The sequence below is a fragment of the Pseudomonadota bacterium genome (genome assembly GCA_008501635.1).
Taxonomy (GTDB): Bacteria; Pseudomonadota; Gammaproteobacteria; order QQUJ01; family QQUJ01; genus QQUJ01.
Genome location: QQUJ01000023.1, coordinates 40,951 through 58,976 on the forward strand (window position 1 = coordinate 40,951; position 18,026 = coordinate 58,976).

The 18,026-nt window shown below is 61.0% G+C and carries 12 protein-coding genes; 3 read left to right on the forward strand and 9 right to left on the reverse strand.

Going from position 1 to position 18,026, the window contains the following annotated elements; all coding sequences use genetic code 11:
• The first annotated feature begins 320 nt into the window (after positions 1–320).
• Entirely contained in the window at positions 321–701 is a 381-nt protein-coding gene (locus DWQ09_14720; GenBank protein ID KAA3626836.1) for a PilZ domain-containing protein, read from the forward strand.
• Positions 702–779: 78 nt separating this feature from the next.
• On the opposite strand, the gene DWQ09_14725 is transcribed toward DWQ09_14720, so the two are convergent.
• Both DWQ09_14725 and DWQ09_14730 read right to left on the reverse strand, forming a co-directional pair.
• Positions 780–2,147, reverse strand: a complete 1,368-nt coding sequence (locus DWQ09_14725) for a TrpB-like pyridoxal phosphate-dependent enzyme (GenBank protein ID KAA3626837.1) — start codon at positions 2,145–2,147, stop codon at positions 780–782.
• Between the two features lie 57 nt (positions 2,148–2,204).
• The gene (locus DWQ09_14730) at positions 2,205–5,702 is read right to left on the reverse strand and encodes an indolepyruvate ferredoxin oxidoreductase family protein (protein ID KAA3626838.1); all 3,498 of its coding nucleotides are present in this window, start codon (positions 5,700–5,702) and stop codon (positions 2,205–2,207) included.
• A gap of 181 nt (positions 5,703–5,883) precedes the next feature.
• Here DWQ09_14730 and DWQ09_14735 point away from each other — a divergent pair, with 181 nt between their 5' ends.
• Positions 5,884–6,366, forward strand: a complete 483-nt coding sequence (locus tag DWQ09_14735) for an Lrp/AsnC family transcriptional regulator (GenBank protein ID KAA3626839.1) — start codon at positions 5,884–5,886, stop codon at positions 6,364–6,366.
• 13 nt (positions 6,367–6,379) lie between these two features.
• Here DWQ09_14735 and DWQ09_14740 read toward each other — a convergent pair whose 3' ends face one another.
• The 7 genes from DWQ09_14740 to aceE all read right to left on the reverse strand — a co-directional run bounded on the left by DWQ09_14740 (position 6,380) and on the right by aceE (position 16,951).
• Positions 6,380–7,696 carry a TRAP transporter large permease gene (locus DWQ09_14740; protein ID KAA3626840.1) on the reverse strand — a complete coding sequence of 439 codons (1,317 nt, stop codon included), beginning with the start codon at positions 7,694–7,696 and terminating at the stop codon, positions 6,380–6,382.
• Between the two features lie 2 nt (positions 7,697–7,698).
• Positions 7,699–8,223, reverse strand: a complete 525-nt coding sequence (locus DWQ09_14745; protein KAA3626841.1) for a TRAP transporter small permease — start codon at positions 8,221–8,223, stop codon at positions 7,699–7,701.
• Positions 8,224–8,409: 186 nt separating this feature from the next.
• Entirely contained in the window at positions 8,410–9,357 is a 948-nt protein-coding gene (locus tag DWQ09_14750) for an ABC transporter substrate-binding protein (protein KAA3626842.1), read from the reverse strand.
• 306 nt (positions 9,358–9,663) lie between these two features.
• Positions 9,664–10,626 (reverse strand): lipoyl synthase, encoded by a 963-nt coding sequence (lipA, locus tag DWQ09_14755; GenBank protein KAA3626843.1) that lies wholly within the window; start codon positions 10,624–10,626, stop codon positions 9,664–9,666.
• 150 nt (positions 10,627–10,776) lie between these two features.
• Positions 10,777–12,852: a dihydrolipoyl dehydrogenase gene (gene lpdA / locus DWQ09_14760; protein KAA3626844.1), complete on the reverse strand. Its 2,076-nt coding sequence runs from the start codon at positions 12,850–12,852 to the stop codon at positions 10,777–10,779.
• A 141-nt stretch (positions 12,853–12,993) separates the two neighbouring features.
• A complete protein-coding gene (gene aceF / locus DWQ09_14765; protein ID KAA3626845.1) occupies positions 12,994–14,262 on the reverse strand; it encodes a dihydrolipoyllysine-residue acetyltransferase in 1,269 nt (422 codons plus the stop codon).
• A gap of 13 nt (positions 14,263–14,275) precedes the next feature.
• A complete protein-coding gene (gene aceE / locus DWQ09_14770) occupies positions 14,276–16,951 on the reverse strand; it encodes a pyruvate dehydrogenase (acetyl-transferring), homodimeric type (protein KAA3626846.1) in 2,676 nt (891 codons plus the stop codon).
• 331 nt (positions 16,952–17,282) lie between these two features.
• On the opposite strand from aceE, the gene DWQ09_14775 reads away from it, so the two are divergent.
• Positions 17,283–18,026 carry an FCD domain-containing protein gene (locus tag DWQ09_14775; protein ID KAA3626847.1) on the forward strand — a complete coding sequence of 248 codons (744 nt, stop codon included), beginning with the start codon at positions 17,283–17,285 and terminating at the stop codon, positions 18,024–18,026.

The following is an 18,026-nucleotide window of genomic DNA, read 5'->3' on the forward strand; positions in this document are numbered from 1 at the left end:
CATGGCTACACCTGTACGCTTTCCAGAGGCCATCGTTCGTTGTCGAGGGAGTACCGCATATTCAACAAATATCTTTTGATATCAACTTACTACGCCACCACTCAGCGCATTCGACGCCGCTGCCGCAGCTGAACGACCAGTGCTGGCGGAAGGGAATGCGATGCGGTTCACTGAAATCCTCACCGCAACCGATAATCATGGCTCTGCGGATTTTCAAACCGGTAGCGCAGAAAAGCCATCACCAAGCTTAGCAGGACCCCGACCAGCCGATCTCTGCCCATACGCTGTCGGAAGCTACCGAACATAACAAACCGTTAACAATGAATAATGAGGAGGGCACCATGAGTTCTCGACACAGCGAGCGCGTTGGGACATCGCTTCCTGTACTGATTCGCACCAGCGGCGGCTGCCTGGTACCCGGGGTCGTTCGCAATCTCGGGACCCGCGGGCTGTTCGTGCAGACCAATCGCTCCTTGCCGGTCAATTCACAAGTCGTTGTGACCCTCGATCTGAGCCGGCAGAACAGCACGCGTCGCGAGCATTTTATGGGGACGGTCATCCATGGCCAGAATGGCGGCATCGGCCTGCACGCAGACGATCACGAAGTCTCGGTTCGAGAAGCCATCCTGCACTGCGCCGGTCAATCATCCATCGATGGGCAGGTGAGTCGCTGGTTCGTCACGCACAGCAGCACCCATTAAACTTCTGCTCCAAGTCCGCAGGCCCCAGCGATAAAAAAGGGCGGCACGGCGAGCCGTGCCGCCCTTGTCTTTGTCACCTCATCCGGTAGCGACTTGTGGCAGCTCGGCCAGGGCAGCAGCCAGGGCAGCCTGATCGTAGTCCTGATCCTCCAGCACACCCGCGAAATAGTCGGTGTACGCCGCCATATCGAAGTGACCGTGCCCGGAGAGGTTGAAGAGTATCGTCTCCGATTTCCCTTCCGCTTTGCAGCGCAGCGCCTCGTCGATGGCAACGCGCACCGCGTGGGTGCTTTCCGGTGCCGGCACGATGCCTTCCGCGCGGGCGAACTGCACGCCAGCCGCGAAACAGGGGTTCTGATGAACGGCCCGCGCTTCGAGAAAGCCCAGCTCTTTGATGTGACTGACCAACGGCGCCATGCCGTGGTAGCGTAATCCGCCGGCATGAAAACCCGGCGGCATAAAGGTGTTGCCCAGGGTATGCATCTTGACGAGCGGTGTCAGATGCACCGTGTCGCCGAAATCGTACGCATAGACACCGCGCGTGAGCGTGGGGCAGGCGGCCGGTTCGACGGCAATGAGGCGCACGTCGGAGCCTCCGCGCAGCTTCTCACCGAGGAACGGGAAAGCGATACCGGCGAAATTACTGCCACCGCCCGCGCAGCCGATGACGATATCCGGGTAGTCGCCGGCCATGTCCATCTGCTTGATCGCCTCCTGCCCGATGATGGTCTGATGCAGCAGGACGTGGTTCAACACGCTGCCCAGCGCATACTTGGTATCGTCGTTCTTGGCCGCGACCTCAACGGCTTCGGAGATGGCGATACCGAGACTGCCATTGGAATTGGGGTTCTTGGCGAGAATGGACCGCCCCGAATCGGTGGTGTCGCTGGGGCTGGGAATGCACTTCGCGCCATAGGTCTCCATCAGCGCCCGGCGGTAGGGTTTCTGCTGGTAGCTGATCTTCACCATGTAGACCAGCACTTCGAGCCCAAACACGGATCCGGCAAACGCCAGCGAGGAACCCCATTGTCCTGCACCGGTCTCGGTACTCAGCTTTTTGACGCCTTCCTCTTTGTTGTAGAACGCCTGTGCGACAGCGGTATTGGGCTTGTGGCTGCCGGAGGGGCTGACACCTTCGTACTTGTAGTAGATCTTTGCCGGTGTACCCAGCGCTTTCTCGAGGCGGCGCGCGCGATACATCGGTGCCGGACGCCATTGCTTGAGGACGTCGCGCACCGGCTCGGGAATCTCGATCTCCCGCTCGGCACTGACCTCCTGCATGATCAACCCCATGGGGAACAGGGGCGCGAGATCGTCAGGACCGATCGGCTGCCCGGTTCCCGGGTGCAACGGCGGCACCATCGGCTGCGGCAGATCGGCGGCGATGTTGTACCAGTACTTGGGGATCTGATCCTCACCCAACAGATATTTGACGGTATCGTTCATGGACCACCCTCCTCCTCTTGCTCTCTTATGGTTGTCGTATGATCGGGAGCATCCCGATCACTGGTTTCCGAAGATCAGACCTTCGGCGGTCATTCGCGATTGCGGACCATCGGGTTGACTGGTCCCGAACAGGCTGGTGCGCATATCCTGCTGCTGCTCGGCGGTTGCTTTTATGCTGCGCATTTTTACCGGCCCAAACCCGGCGATTTGCTGGGGCAGTGCCGCCAGTTTAACCGCCTCGTCGTAATTCTCTGAAGTCACTAGCGATAGAAGTCTGCTTATATCCCGTTCAAATTCATCGATCAGCCGCCGCTCGATCCGCCGTTCCCGCTGCCAGCCGAGAATGTCGAATAACGTCCCGCGCACCACCCGCAGCCGACTCAGCAACTGCAGCATCACCGTAAACCAGGGCCCCAGCGTCCGTTTCTGCGCACCGCCGGTTCGGCTGTCACGCCCCGGAAGCAAGGGCACCGCCAAATGGTAATGAGGTCTCACCTTAGCACCGAACCGCGCGTTCAGGGAATCCCGGTACCGCGGATCCGTGTGCAGCCGAGCCACCTCGTATTCGTCCTTGTAACTTAGCAAACGAAAATAGGAGCGCGCTACCGCAATGCTCAGCGGTCCGGGCTCGTCGCTCATCCTGGCATCGGCCGCCATGACCTGTTTCACCAGCTGCGTGTAGCGATTGGCGTAAGCGCGGTTCTGGTAGTCCGTCAGATAGCCGGCGTACCTCTGTATCAAATCCTCCAGCGCTTCATCGGTGGCCGCCTCATCCGCCGCGCCCAAATCACACAGCTGCTCGAGATCACCGAAATCGTGCGCTGCCAGTCGCCCGACATGAAAGCTCAGTTGGTTGGCTTCGATGGCAACGCCGTTACGCTCTATCGCCTCGAGGATCGATGTCAGTTTGAGCGGGATCTCCCCCAACTGATAGGCATATCCGAGCAGCAGCAGATTAGCGCCGATGCTCTCGCCCGTAACCTGGGCGGCCAATCGCGACGCGTCCACAAACTGGACGTTGTCCTCACCGAAGGCGCTGGCGATGTGCTCCTGCCTGGCGGAGCCGTCGGGCACCTGATGAGGATTCAGCACATCGGCGGCGGTGGGCGTGTCATGGTTGTTGACCAGTACCGTCGTGACGCCGGCGCGCGTACAACCCGCCACTTCCGCTCCGGTCGCCGAGACCATGTCACCCGCCAGGAGCACATCGGCATCAGCCATCGGTATCCGCGCCCCGTGAAGCTCGAAATAGCCGGGCGCAATGCGCACGTGCGTCAGCACCTGCCCGCCCTTCTGCGCCAGGCCGGTGAAATCCAGCACCGTGGAGGCCTTGCCCTCCAAATGGGCGGCCATGCCGAGGACCCGCCCCACGGTCACCACGCCCGATCCTCCGGCGCCTGCCAGCAGCAGATTAAATACACCACCATGCGTGCCCGCCTCGGGCTGCGGCACCTCCCGCGCCAGCAACGCGTGGCTCGGCACTGATGCCTGCGGCTCCGCACCCTCCAGCGTGACGATGGCTGGACAATAGGCGTCAACGCAGGCGAAATCGTCGTTGCAGGCGGATTGATCGATGCGCCGTTTCCACCCCAGCGGCGTCGCTTCGGAGACCAGCGCCACGCAGTTGGAAGCCAGCACACAATCGCCGCACCCCTCGCAGACCGCCTGATTGATGAACGCGCGCATGCGTGCCGGGGCTTCCTCGCCGCGTTTGCGTCGCCGCCGGCGTTCCGTGGCGCAGGTCCAGTCGTAGATCAGGGCAGAAACACCCGGGTACTGGCGCAACTCCTCCTGCAGCGCCTCCAGTTCGCGGCGATGGTGCAGGGTGATCCCCGGCGGCAGGGCCGCACGCGACAGCGCCTCCGGTTCCTGGCTGATGATCGCGATCCGTTTCACCCCCTCGTGATAGATCTGCTGGCTGATCGCGGCCACCGAGGGATTCCCCTCGAGCGGCTGGCCGCCGGTCATCGCCACCGCATCGTTGTAGAGAATTTTGTAGGTGATATTGACACCGGCGGCGACCGCCTGGCGGATGGCCAGGTGACCGGAATGAACGTAGGTGCCATCACCGAGATTCTGAAAGATGTGCTTCTCACTGGTGAACGGCGCCTGCCCCACCCAGTTCACGCCCTCGCCCCCCATATGCAGCAGGCTGCTGGTGTCGCGCTGCATGCCGACCACCATCAGATGGCAACCCGTTCCCGCCAGCGCGCGACTGCCCTCGGGAACCGTGGTCGAGACGTTGTGCGGGCAGCCGGCGCAGAAGTACGGCGAGCGTGCCACCTTGGGCAGTTGCGCGCACTGCGTCTGCTTGACTTCGAGGAGCTGAAGATAGGTTTGCGGCCGGCGCTCCTCACCCTGCCCCAGAGCAAGCCATTGCGCCAACACCTGCGCCAGAAGCGCGGCGTCGAGCTCGCCGGTTGCCGGCAGCAGGGGCATACCGGCGGCATCGTGTTTGCCGTGTATGGCAGGGCGTTCCCCCTCGGGGAGCCCGTAGAGCAACTCCTTCAATTGCGTCTCGACCAGGGGCCGCTTCTCCTCGACCACCAGGAGGCGCTGGAGTCCCTGCGCAAACTGTTGCGCCCCGACCGGCTCCAGCGGCCACGGCATCCCCACCTTGTAGAGGCGCAGCCCCAGCTCATTGGCCCGCTGCTCGTCGATGTCCAACGCAGCCAGCGCCTGCCTCAGATCGGCGTAGGCCTTGCCGGTCGCGACAATGCCCAGGCGCGCCTGCGGTGTCTCCCAGATGAGGCGATCGATACGATTGGCGCGTGCGAAGGCCTGCGCCGCCGGCAGCTTGATCAACTGCAGGCGCGCCTCCTGGGCGAGTTGGGGATCGGGCCAGCGGATATGCACGCCTTCTGCGGGAATGGCGAAATCATCGGGTTCGCGGATCACCAGATCGGGGGCATCGAGAGCTACGGAGGCCGCCGTCTCCACCACCGAAGAAACCGCCTTGAAGCCCACGTAGCAACCCGAGTAGCGCGACATGGCGAAACCGAGCAGACCAAACTCAAGATATTCGCGGATGCTCGCGGGATGGAGCACCGGCATCATCCACGAGGCCATCGCCTGCTCGCATTGATGCGCCATGCTGGATGAGACCGCACCGTGATCGTCGCCCACCACCACCAGCGCACCGCCTCTGGGCGAGGTCCCGAGCGAGTTGGCATGCTTGAGGGCGTCTCCGGCGCGATCCAGACCGGGGCCTTTGCCGTACCACATGGCGAAGACGCCTTCGCGTTGCGCGCCAGGATGGAGGGTGAGCTGCTGGGTTCCCAGCACGGCGGTTGCAGCGAGTTCCTCATTGATGGCGGGCTGGAAGCGAATGCGGTGCGCGCTCAGGTACTCTTGCCAGCGCCAGAACGTGCGATCCATCCCCCCCAGGGGTGAACCCCGGTAACCGGATACGAAACCGGCGGTGTTCCAGCCGGCAGCAGCATCACGCTGGCTCTGCACGACCAGCAACTGGGCGAGAGCCTCTACGCCTGTGAAGTAAGCGCGACCATCTTGAATGGCGTAGGCCGCCACCTTTGAGATTCCGGTTTCCGGCATAAGCCCCCGGTTATGTACTGGTTACGAACCTGGGATTGCCTTTGCACCTCTGGCGGGTGTCTCCGGATCAATCCTCCTCCTTTGATCACAGAGTCTATGCCTATCATTCGGAGATTTTCTTTGCTATTTTCCTAGTATCGGCGGTGAAAATTAGTAATATCTACTAAGAATATACTGTTTTATGAAAACTGATTCCAAACAACCCCAGCTCGATGCCAGCGATCTGCGCATCCTGACGGAACTGCAACGCAACGGACGGCTGTCGATCGCCGAGCTCTCCGAGCGCATCGGCCTCTCGACCACACCGTGCTGGCGGCGGGTGCGAATGCTGGAAGAGTCGGGCGTGATCAGTCGCTACACGGCCGTGGTCAACGCCCAGGCACTGGGAATCGCGCTCGATGTCTTCGTCGAGGTCTCGCTCGATCTGCATCAGGCGGCCGCCTTCGAAAAAGTCATCGATGAGCGCGACGAGGTGGTGGAATGCTACGCGGTAACAGGGGATCGGGATTATCTGCTCCACGTGATGGTGGCGGATATGGATGCCTGCGACCGTTTCCTACGGGATGAGTTGATCCATTTTCCTGGCGTGCAGCGCGTCAGCACCCGTCTCGCCCTCAAGCCAATCAAACAGAGCGCCGGTGTACCCTTGCGCATACTCCCTTAGCAAAAACCAACGGCTACCCAATCTGGGAAGGCAACCACAACGCTAACGCCGGGAACGCGACGAGAGCCACCAATACCAGCAGCTCGAGCCCGATAAATGGTAAGGCGGCCACCCAGACCTGGCGCATGGAAATGGACGGCGGAGCCACCGCCTTCATCACATAGAGCAGCAATCCGAAGGGTGGTGTGGTGAAACTCACCTCCATGGCAATCAGCATCAATACGCCGAGCCAGAGAAGATCGATGCCCTGCGTTGCGGCCAGTGGGATAAAGAAGGGGATGGTGATCATGATCATGCTCACCTGATCCATGAAGGCACCGAGCAGCAGGAGAATCGCCAACATGATCACCAGGGTCACGAGCAGAGAGGCATCCGTTCCCTCGATCAATCGCAGCAGCCCATCCGTCGCCCCGGAAAACGCCAGAATCTGCGAGAAGGTGACCGAGGCGACAATGATGAACAGGATCATCACCGAGATCTTTGCCGTTGCCCGCAACGATTTGATCAGCGCTTTGAAGGTGAGACCGCGATAGGCTGCCGCTGCGATCACCGCACCGACGAAACCAACCGCCGCTGATTCCGTGGGAGTCGCCCACCCCGCGAGAATACTGCCCACCACCAAGGCAAACAGTCCCAGCAGTGGTACGACGTTGATAAGAAACGGCCGCCAACGTGCCCATGGCGACATTACCTGGCGAGCGTCGTCGCGTGGCGCGAGCGACCGATCCAAACCACAGCGCCCCACCACGTAGACCAGGAAGATAGCGCTCATCATCAAGCCGGGGATAATCCCCGCGATCAGCAGTTTCGAGATCGAAATGCCTGCCAAACTACCGAGCAACACAGCCAGGGCCGAGGGTGGAATCAACATCGCGATACCGCCCGTCGCCATGATCGGACCCATGGCGATCGACGGATGGTATCCCCGCTTCAACATGTCCGGCAGCAGCAGACCACCCAGTACCGCAGTGTTGGCCAATGTCGAACCGGAAAGCGATGAGAACAGGGTGCCACCCAAAACCGATACCACGGACAACCGACCCGGCACACGTGATACCAGTCGATCAACCGCCTCGATGGCTTTGAACGCCACGCCGGTGTGGAAAAGGATCTCGCCCATGGCGACGAACAGAGGGATGGGAGCCAACGTGAAGGTTGCGAGCGATGCCATGGCGTTGCGCGGCAGTTGGCTCAGCCCCGCCTCGCCGCCCAGAAAAACAGCGGCACCCAGAATATTGACCCCCAAAAAAGCGAAAGCTACGGGCAGACCCATCGCCATCAGCAACATGAGTGTTCCCAACAACAGGAGTAACGCGGTAGACCACTCCATCGCTACAGTCTCTCGCTGGACAACACTTCGTCCACTTCGCTGACGCTGCTTTCCGGCCCGATACGCAGCAAGCGCAGCAGAAACTCAAAGGCCAATAGCATGCAGGCCACCGGTATTACCGACAGCAACGCCCATTCAGGAATCACCAACTCCTTGAAAATCATCGAGCCAATGAAGTGCGCATCCTGTGCCGCTTTCGCGCCGTAATAGAGGAGCGTCAGGCAAATACCCAAACCGATCGCATTGATCACGAAATCCAGAATCCTGGCAGCCCTGTCCGGCAACAAGGTCACCAATACATCCACGCGCACGTGACCCCCGAGGTGCAGCACCCACGGCGCCGCCATGAAGGTCGAAACATAGAGTCCGTACTCAGCGACCTCGATCAACCAGGGAAAGTTGCCGACACCCAGATTACGGATGAGCACATCCAGAGCGATCAGCGCAGCGATAACCGCAAGAACCAGGCCCGCGCATATGCCTAGCGTTTCCAGAAATCGGTCATAGAGCGGCATCAGTTTGCGCATGGTGTTTGCTCGTTGGTATGAGTTGTTTTTAGAACCTGTCTCAGAATTCTCCGCGTGCTGTGTTGTACCCCAGAGGCGCGCTGGGTAGGCCGCTCACGGGGAATTCTGAGACAGGTTCCAGGCTACACGACACGAACGCCCCTCTCCATTCCACGTGGAGAGGGGCGAACCCAGTTCTTGCGCTTGTTACTTGCTGAGCAGCTCCTGGAGTTTACCGCCATGCTCGGGACTGGTCTTAACAATGGCCTCCCAAGCTTTTTCATCGGCGTCCTTCAAGTATCTTTTCCCTTCGTCGCCGGTAAAGGCGATAGTCTGAATACCCTGCTGCTTTTGCCGCTCGGTCTCGCTCTTGTTCAATTCGAGATCCATTGCATCACCTTCGCGTTCCATCTGTTCAGCAGCCGCCGTTAACACAGAGCGCTGTGCATCGGTCAGCGAATCCCATCGGTCCTTGTTGACAAGAACCTCCACCGCTGAAGCGTAGAAGCCAGGATCGACGCGATACTTGGTGACCTCATGCCACCCCAGATCGAATATGCCCTGAATCGGCCATCCGTAACCATCCACCACACCTCTCTCGAGCGCGGTGAATACCTCGCCGGGCGCGGTGCGCACCAGACTCGCACCCATCGATGCAAAAAATGCACGGTAGATGGGTGTGGTGCGAATCTTCAGTCCGGTGAGATCACGGCTCTTGATCGGCTTGTTGAGATACAGATGGAAAGGCGCCTTGCTTTTATGCCGACCCAACAGATGAGCGTTGGCTTTCTGGTTATGTAACGACTCCAGATAATCGTAGGCACCACTCGCCCGCAACTCCGTAACATTGTGCGTCGTCATCTTGAGTGCATCCGCCTCCGGCATGATATTGGTATAGAAGGAACCCGGCAGATTGCCGATATGCACCACGCCGGTTCGCACCGCATTACCCAACTCAAAGGGATTCATCACCTTTCCGCCACCGCCCACGTAGTTGATCTGGACGACACCCTTACCCTGCTGGTTGACCAGGTCGATAAATTTCTCGAACTGTTTGGAGAAATTGGTGCCCTGCGCGAATGCACTTACTCCCTTGAGGGTTACCTCCTCGGCACCAGCCGGACTTACCAGCAATGTCACCGCCAGCAGAGGCATTCCAACAAGGCCCGCCAATCTGTAATAGTTTGATTTCCATCTAAGCATGCCGCACTCCTCCTCTTGGTATTTTCATCGTTGAACGGGGCTCTTAAGACTACAGGGTTTGGGAGGGCGCTATCTCTCCAACCCAATGCGATCCCAGTGCGCAGTTTGACCTACTGCCTCGATCCAAACACGCACACCGTCGTTTACAGTATGGCCTACCAAAACCTATCTCAAAACCCCCCGCAATGGCGGGTTACCGAGTCTGTAAGGTTTGGTCCAACCCCGCATTGACAGTGGTCCATAGACCGTAGCGCGCCTTCAGACTACTCCGCTTGCCTGCAGATCGGCATGATAGGACGAACGCACGAACGGCCCGCTGGCCACATGCGCAAAGCCCAGATCCTCGCCGACCTGCTTTAGCTCTGCAAACTCCTCCGGCGTTACATAACGAGCAACCGGCAGGTGATGCGGACTGGGCTGCAGGTACTGCCCCAGGGTGAGCATATTGACGCCGTTAGCGCGCAGGTCTTTCATCACCTCCACGATCTCCTCGTTGCGCTCGCCCAAACCCAGCATCAAGCCCGATTTGGTGGGAATACCGGGATGCATGGCCTTGAACTGCTGGAGCAGTTCAAGCGACCAGCGGTAATCAGCACCTGGGCGCACCTGTTTGTAGACCCTCGGCACGCTCTCCAGATTGTGATTGAAGACATCGGGTGGCGTTGCGGCTAGTCGCGCCAACGCTTTTTCCATCCGGCCGCGAAAATCGGGAACGAGTGTTTCGATCTTTATACCGGCATTGGCCGCGCGCACCGCCACCATGCACTCGGCATAATGGCCGGCACCGCCGTCCGCCAGGTCATCGCGGTCCACCGACGTGATGACGACGTAGCGCAGTTTCATTTTTTGCACCGTCTCGGCCAGCCGCTGCGGTTCGTCGCGATCCAGCGCCAGCGGTCGCCCGTGGGCGACGTCGCAGAACGGGCAACGGCGCGTGCAGATATCACCCATGATCATGAAGGTCGCCGTGCCCTTGCCGAAGCACTCGGCAAGATTGGGGCAGGCCGCCTCCTCGCAGACCGTATGCAGCGTGTTGTCGCGCAGCAGATCACGGACCTTTTGCTGCTGCGAGTGGCTGGGCAATTTAATCCGCAGCCACGGCGGTTTCGGCAACGGTTTGTCAGCGGGGATCACCTTGACCGGAATGCGCGCCACCTTGTCGGCGCTGCGCAGTTTCTCGCCGGGCACCACGGGTTTCTTCGGTACGGAATCAACCGTCATCTCGTCAAATCCTTAAGTTCAAAAGCTCTCAGCGCAGAGACGCCAAGACGCCAAGAACGCAACGAAAAGGAATCCAATGAAAAAATCTTTGCGCTCTTTGCGTCTTGGCGTCTCTGCGTTAAAAGAACTCAATGCCCTCAGCCGAAGTCCTTACGACTTCTTCTTCGGCATGTACAGATCGGTGATCGTGCCCTCGAAGGCCTCGGCCGCGAACGCCACCGTCTCCGACAAGGTCGGGTGCGGGTGGACGGTCAAAGCGATGTCCGAAGCATCGCAATCCATCTCGATGGCCAGCGCCACCTCGGCAATGAGATCGCCCGCGTTGGGACCGACGATCCCGGCACCGATGACGCGCTCGTTGCTCTCCTCGAAGATCAGCTTGGTCATCCCCTCGTCGCGTCCCAGCGACAACGAGCGACCGCTCGCAGCCCACGGGAAACTGCCCTTGCCGAACTTGAGCCCCTGCTCCTTCGCTTCGGCTTCGGTGACGCCGACCCAGGCGATCTCGGGATCGGTGTAGGCGACCGAGGGGATCACGCGCGCCTCGAAATGCGTGTTCATGCCGGCACATACCTCGGCGGCCACCTTGCCCTCATGCACCGCTTTGTGGGCGAGCATCGGCTGGCCAACGACATCGCCGATGGCGAAGATGTGCGGCACATTGGTGCGCTGCTGTTTGTCGACGGCAATGAAACCGCGTTCATCCACCGTGATACCCGCTTTGGCGGCATCGATCTTCAGCCCATTGGGCATGCGGCCCACAGAGACCAGGATGCGGTCGTAGGTTTGCGGCTTGGGGGCCTTGTCGCCCTCGAAAGTCACCTTCAACCCCTTCTTCGTCGCTTCGACCTTGGTGACGCGGGTTTTCAGCAAAATCGCTTCGTAGCGCTTCTCCAGACGCTTGTGCAGCGGCTTGACGATGTCTTTGTCGGCACTCGCGATCAGGCTGTCCAGCATCTCCACCACGGTGATCCTGGAGCCCAGTGCGTGGTAGACGGTAGCCATCTCCAGCCCGATGATGCCGCCGCCGATCACCAGCATGCGCTTCGGCACGTCTTCGAGCTTGAGCGCGCCGGTGGAGTCGATGACGCGCGGATCGTCGGGGATAAAGGGCAGCTTTACCGGCGCGCTACCGGCAGCGACGATGCACTGCTGGAAACCGACGACACTCTTCTCGCCCTTCTCGTTCTCCACCTCGATGTGATGCGGATCGAGAAAACGTCCGTAACCGTTGACCACCTGCACCTTGCGTTGTTTGGCCAATCCGCCGAGGCCGCCGGTCAGGCGTTTGACGACACCGTCCTTCCAGCCGCGCAATGCATCGAGATCGATCCTGGGCTCAGCGAAGGTGATGCCATGGGCACCGAAATCGCGCGCCTCCTCCAGCACCTTGGCGGCGTGGAGCAATGCCTTGGACGGAATACAACCGACGTTGAGGCAAACGCCACCCAGGCTCGGGTAGCGTTCGATCAGCACCACCTTCCTGCCCAGATCGGCGGCGCGGAAGGCGGCCGTATAACCACCGGGGCCGGAGCCCAGCACCACCACCTCGGCCTCCACGTCGGAAGCGCCGGCGTAGCTGTCGGCCTGCGGTGCCCGCACCGACGCGGCAGCTGCCGGCGCGCCGGTAGCGGCCTTGGGTGCCGCACCCGCCACTTGCAGGGTGAGGATCAATGTGCCCTCGGAGACCTTGTCACCCACGGTTACCTTGAGCGCCTCGACGACACCGGCCGCGGGGCTCGGGATCTCCATCGAGGCCTTGTCGCTCTCCAGGGTGATCAGCGAATCGCCCTCGCCGACGCGGTCGCCCTCGCGCACCAGCACCTCGATGACGTCGACATCCTTGAAGTCACCGATATCGGGCACCAACACATCATCGATGCGCCCCGCACCGTAGCCACCGCCGGCATCACCGGGGGCCGCGGCGCTACCGGGAGTTCCCCCGACGACGGGACGTGGCTCATCGGCAGCCACCTTGGCTTCCGCGCCGATCTCCATGCTCAAAATGGCGCTGCCTTTGGAGACCTTGTCGCCGACCTTGACCTGCAACTCTTGCACCGTGCCGGAATAGGGCGAGGGAATCTCCATCGAGGCCTTGTCGCTCTCCAGGGTGATCAGCGGATCATCGATCTCGACCAGGGCGCCCGGCGCCACCAGCACTTCGATCACATCCACATCATTGAAGTCACCGATATCCGGGACGGTAATCTGTTTGATTTCGCTCATTATCGTTCTCGCTTCTTGGATTTTATCCCCTCTCCCTCAGGGAGAAGGAGTCGACTGGATCTCTACCCCCCACCCGCTCCCGGAGGAAGAGGGTGTCGATTGGACCCTCACCCCCACCCCCTCCCGGAGGGAGCGGGAGTTTCATAGGAGTAACCGCCGCACATCGGTCATCAGGATGCCCAGATGGCGCACGAAACGCGCCGCTTCCGCCCCATCGACCACTCTGTGATCATAGGAGAGCGACATCGGCTGCATCAGACGCGGCACGAAGTTGCTGCCATCCCATACCGGCTTCATCTGCGAGCGGGTCAGACCCAGGATGGCGACCTCCGGCGCATTGACGATCGGCGTGAACGCGGTACCGCCAATGCCGCCGAGGCTGGAGATGGTGAAACTGCCGCCCTGCATGTCGCCGGGCATCAGCTTTCTGTCGCGCGCCTTGACGCTGATCTCGGCCAGCTCCGCCGACAGGTCGTAGATGCTCTTCTGATCCACATCGCGCACCACCGGGACCACCAGGCCATTGGGCGTATCCACCGCGATACCGATGTGCACGTACTTCTTCAGGATCAGGTTCTCCGCGCCGGGATCCAGCGAGGCGTTGACGCCGGGGAACTCTTTCAGCGTCGCGGCGCACGCCTTCATGAAGAAGCTGAGCAGCGTGACGCGCAGCCCGCGCTTCTCGGCCTCGGCCTTGAGCGAACCGCGAAAGGCCTCGACTTCGGTAACGTCGCACTCGTCGTGATGCGTGACGTGCGGCACGTTGAGCCAGGCGCGGCTCAGGTTCACACCGGTAAGGCGCTTGATCTTGCTCAGCGCCTGGGTCTCTACCGGGCCGAATTTGCTGAAATCCACCACTGGAATGGGCGGGATGCCGGCACCGCCGGTTGCAGCTGCGGCAGAGGCCGCCGCAGGGCTTGCCCCACTCCGACCGGCACCGGCCAGATCCTCTTTGGTGATTCGGCCCTTGCGTCCACTGCCGACCACTTGCGACAGATCGATCTTCTGCTCGCGTGCCTGGCGCCGCACCGAGGGGCTGGCGTGGACGCGGCCGAAGGGGGCGCCGGCAGCGGTCAGCGGCGCTGCCGGGGGGGGCTTGGCGGCCGGGATGCTGGCCGGTGCAGCGGGCGCCTCGGCCTTGGGAGTCGGCTCGCTGGCCGCGGCAGCGACCCCCTCGGCGGCCAGCAGCAGGATCAGGCTCCCTCTTGAGACCCTATCCCCCACCGCCACCTTCAGTTCCTTGACCACGCCGGCGGCGGGACTGGGAATCTCCATGGAAGCCTTGTCGCTCTCCAGGGTGATGACCGGATCGTCGATCGCAATGGTGTCGCCGACTGCAACCAGCACCTCGATCACATCCACGTCTTCGAAATCGCCGATATCCGGCACTTTGATCTCTTGTAGGCTCATTGTTGGTTCTCCCTCAGACCTTCACCGGGTTGGGCTTGTCGGCATCGATACCGTACTGCTGGATAGCCTTGACGACCTCTTGCACCGGAATCGCTCCCTCGTCAGCCAACGCCTTGAGCGCGGCCACCACCACGTGATAGCGATCCACCTCGAAGTGGCGGCGCAGCGCCTCGCGGCTGTCGGAGCGGCCGAAGCCGTCGGTGCCGAGCACCGTGTAGCGGCGCGGTACAAAAGCGCGGATCTGCCCGGCGAAGGCCTTCATGTAGTCGCTGGCGGCGATCACCGGCCCTTCGGTGCCGGCCAGGCACTGCTCCACGTAACTCTGACGCGGTGTCTGATCGGGATGGAGGCGGTTCCAACGCTCGATCTCCTGACCGTCGCGGGCCAGTTCATTGAAGCTGGTGGCGCTCCAGACATCGGCGCTGACGCCGAAGTCGTTCTTCAACAGATCCACCGCGGCGATCACTTCGTTGAGGATGGCGCCGCAGCCGAGGAGCTGGACGCGGGGCGACTTCCTCTTGCCTTTCGGTTTCTCGCCTTCGCTCAACCGGTAGAGCCCTTTGAGGATGCCGGTCTCAGCCCCCTCCGGCATCGCCGGGTGGGTGTAGTTCTCGTTCATGGTGGTGAGGTAGTAGAAGACGTTCTCCTGCTCCTGGAACATGCGCCGCATCCCCTCGTGCACGATCACCGCCACCTCGTAATGGAAGGTGGGATCATAGGAGATGCAGTTGGGAATGTGACTCGCCTGCAGCTGGCTATGACCATCCTGATGCTGCAGCCCCTCACCGTTCAACGTGGTGCGCCCGGCGGTGCCGCCGATCAGGAAGCCGCGCGCCTGCAGGTCGCCCGCCGCCCAGGCCAGGTCACCAAAACGCTGGAAGCCGAACATGGAGTAGTAGATATAGAAGGGCATCATGGTGACGCCATGGTTGGAGTAGCTGCTGGAAGCGGCGATCCACGACGACATGGCGCCCGCCTCGTTGATCCCTTCCTGCAGCAGCTGACCCTTCACATCTTCGCGGTAGGGCATGATGTCGCCCGCATCCATGGGGGTGTAGAGCTGCCCTTCCGGGGCATAGATGCCGATCTGGCGGAACATGCCCTCCATACCGAAGGTGCGCGCCTCGTCGGGAACGATGGGCACCAGGCGCGGACCGATCTCTTTATTGCGCGCGATGGCCACCATGGTGCGCACCAGAGCCATGGTGGTCGACATGGTGCGCTCGCCGGTCTCCTTAAGCAGTGCGTCGAACATCGACAGATCGGGGATATTCAGCGTGTCGCCCCTGGTACGCCGCTGAGGGAGGTAGCCGCCCAGCGCCTTACGCTTGGCGTGCAGGTACTGCATCTCCGGCGAATCGTCGGCGGGTTTGATGAAGTCGGCCGCCACCACGTGGTCATCGGAGATCGACACCTTCAGCCGCTTGCGAAATTTGCGCAACTGATCCTCACCCATCTTCTTCTGCTGATGGGTGATGTTCTGGCCCTCACCGGCCTCGCCCATACCGTAACCCTTGACGGTCTTGGCCAGGATCAGGGTGGGGCGTCCCACGGCCTTTACCGCTTCCGAATAGGCCGCGTAGACCTTTTGCGGGTCATGCCCACCGCGGATCAGACCGTAGTAGATCTCGTTGTCACTCATATGCTCGACCATCTTCTTCAGTTCGGGATACTTGCCGAAGAAGTGCTCGCGCACGTAGGCGCCGTCTTTGGCCTTGAAGGCCTGGTACTCGCCGTCCACCGCCTCTTCCATGCGCTTGCGCAGCAGGCCGTTGTGATCCTGGGCCAGCAGCTTGTCCCAGCTGGCACCCCAGATCACCTTGATCACGTCCCAGCCGGCGCCGCGGAAGTTGCCTTCCAGTTCCTGGATGATCTTGCCGTTCCCGCGCACCGGGCCGTCGAGGCGCTGCAGGTTGCAGTTAATGACGAAGATGAGGTTGTCGAGTTTCTCGCGCACGGCCAGTGAAATGGCGCCCTGGGATTCCGGCTCATCCATTTCGCCGTCGCCGAGAAAGACCCACACCTTGCGCCCCTGATCTTCTATGAGGCCGCGGTTCTGCAGGTATTTCATGAAGCGCGCCTGGTAGATGCCCATCAGCGAACCCAGACCCATGGAGACGGTAGGAAACTGCCAGAACTCTTTCATCAGCCACGGATGCGGATAGGAAGAGATCCCCTTGCCTCCCGTTTCAAGACGGAAATTCTCCAGCTGCTCTTCGCTGATGCGCCCTTCCAGATAGGCGCGGGCGTAGATGCCGGGGGCCGCATGACCCTGGATATAGACCAGATCGCCGCCATGGATTTCGTTGGCAGCATGCCAAAAGTGGTTGAAACCGGTCTCGTAGAGCACGGCGGAAGATTGGTAGCTGGCGATGTGCCCGCCGGGCGCCGCCGGCTTCTTGTTGGCGCGCACCACCATGGCGGCGGCATTCCAGCGCACGATGTCGCGCAGGCGCTCCTCGATGGCCAGATCGCCGGGATGTTGGGGCTCGCGCGCCACCGGAATCGTGTTCAGATACGGCGTGCGGCTAGTATCCGGGGGCTCGGCGCCACCCGCCGAAGCCGTATCGATCGCTTGCTTGAGCAGGAATTTGGCCCGCTCCGGTCCCTCGCGCTCCAGCACCACATCGATGGCCTCCTGCCATTCGCGGGTCTCCTGGGGATCTACGTCTTGGTATTGATCACGCATCTGCTCATGCTCCTTTGGTTATTGGCCGGCCGCGTTCCTGACGCACCGCCGGTCCCTCTCAAATCTACGCCTGATTGGCGTTTGCCATGGTTTTATTATCCAATATTTAAATGGCCAGACCATTTTCGTCTTTTTTCCATTCTTGTCAACTGAGAACCCCACTTTGTGTGGGACAGGAAAATCAGGATTCGGTTAATCGCGTTGTTTCTATTCACTATAATCAGGCCTATCAACATTCATACTATAGAGGCTGTCCATTGATGAGCTGAATTTAGAATGGTCTGACATCTTGGTTCTATGTATACTTTCGGCTAGTCAACGGAGAAGACCCATGCAACTGCAACCCATCAAACCGTCGCGTGTCTCCGACACCATCGCTGATCAAATCATGGCACTGATTCGTAAGGGCGTGGTGCGCCCGGGCGAAAAACTGCCCGCCGAGAGGGAGCTCATGTCCCAACTCAAGGTCTCGCGCGCCTCGGTCCGCGAAGCGCTGCTCAAGCTCGAGGCAAAGGGGCTGATCTACAGCCGCCAGGGTGGCGGCACCTTCGTCTCGCAGGTACTGACGCCCAACATCACCGATCCCCTGGCTCACCTCATTCACGACAATCCCGAGGCGCTTTCCGATGTACTGGAGTGCCGCCACGGTCTGGAGGTGCTCGCCGCCAGCCATGCCGCCGTGCGCGCCACGCCCACGGTCCGCGAAGTCATCCGCGAGCGCTTTTCCGATCTTGAGGCCGCCTATCAACGCCGTGACCTGACTCAGGAGGCCAAGGCCGACACCGAATTCCATATGGCCATCGCCGAGGCGTCGAACAACGTCGCGCTGATCCATCTGACCCGCAGCCTCTTCAACCTGCTGGGCGATCAGATAATCCACAACTGGGAGCGGATCTATCAGCAGCAGGAGAGCCGCAACGCCATCCACAGCCAGCACAAGGCAATCCTGGACGCGATCCTGGCACGCGATGCCGAGCGGGCCCGCGCGGCGGCCCAGACCCATCTCGCCTATGTCGCCCGGTGCCTGCGCGAGGGCGAGTTCGGCGTTGTCGCGGCGCCTTCCGTCAACGCCTAG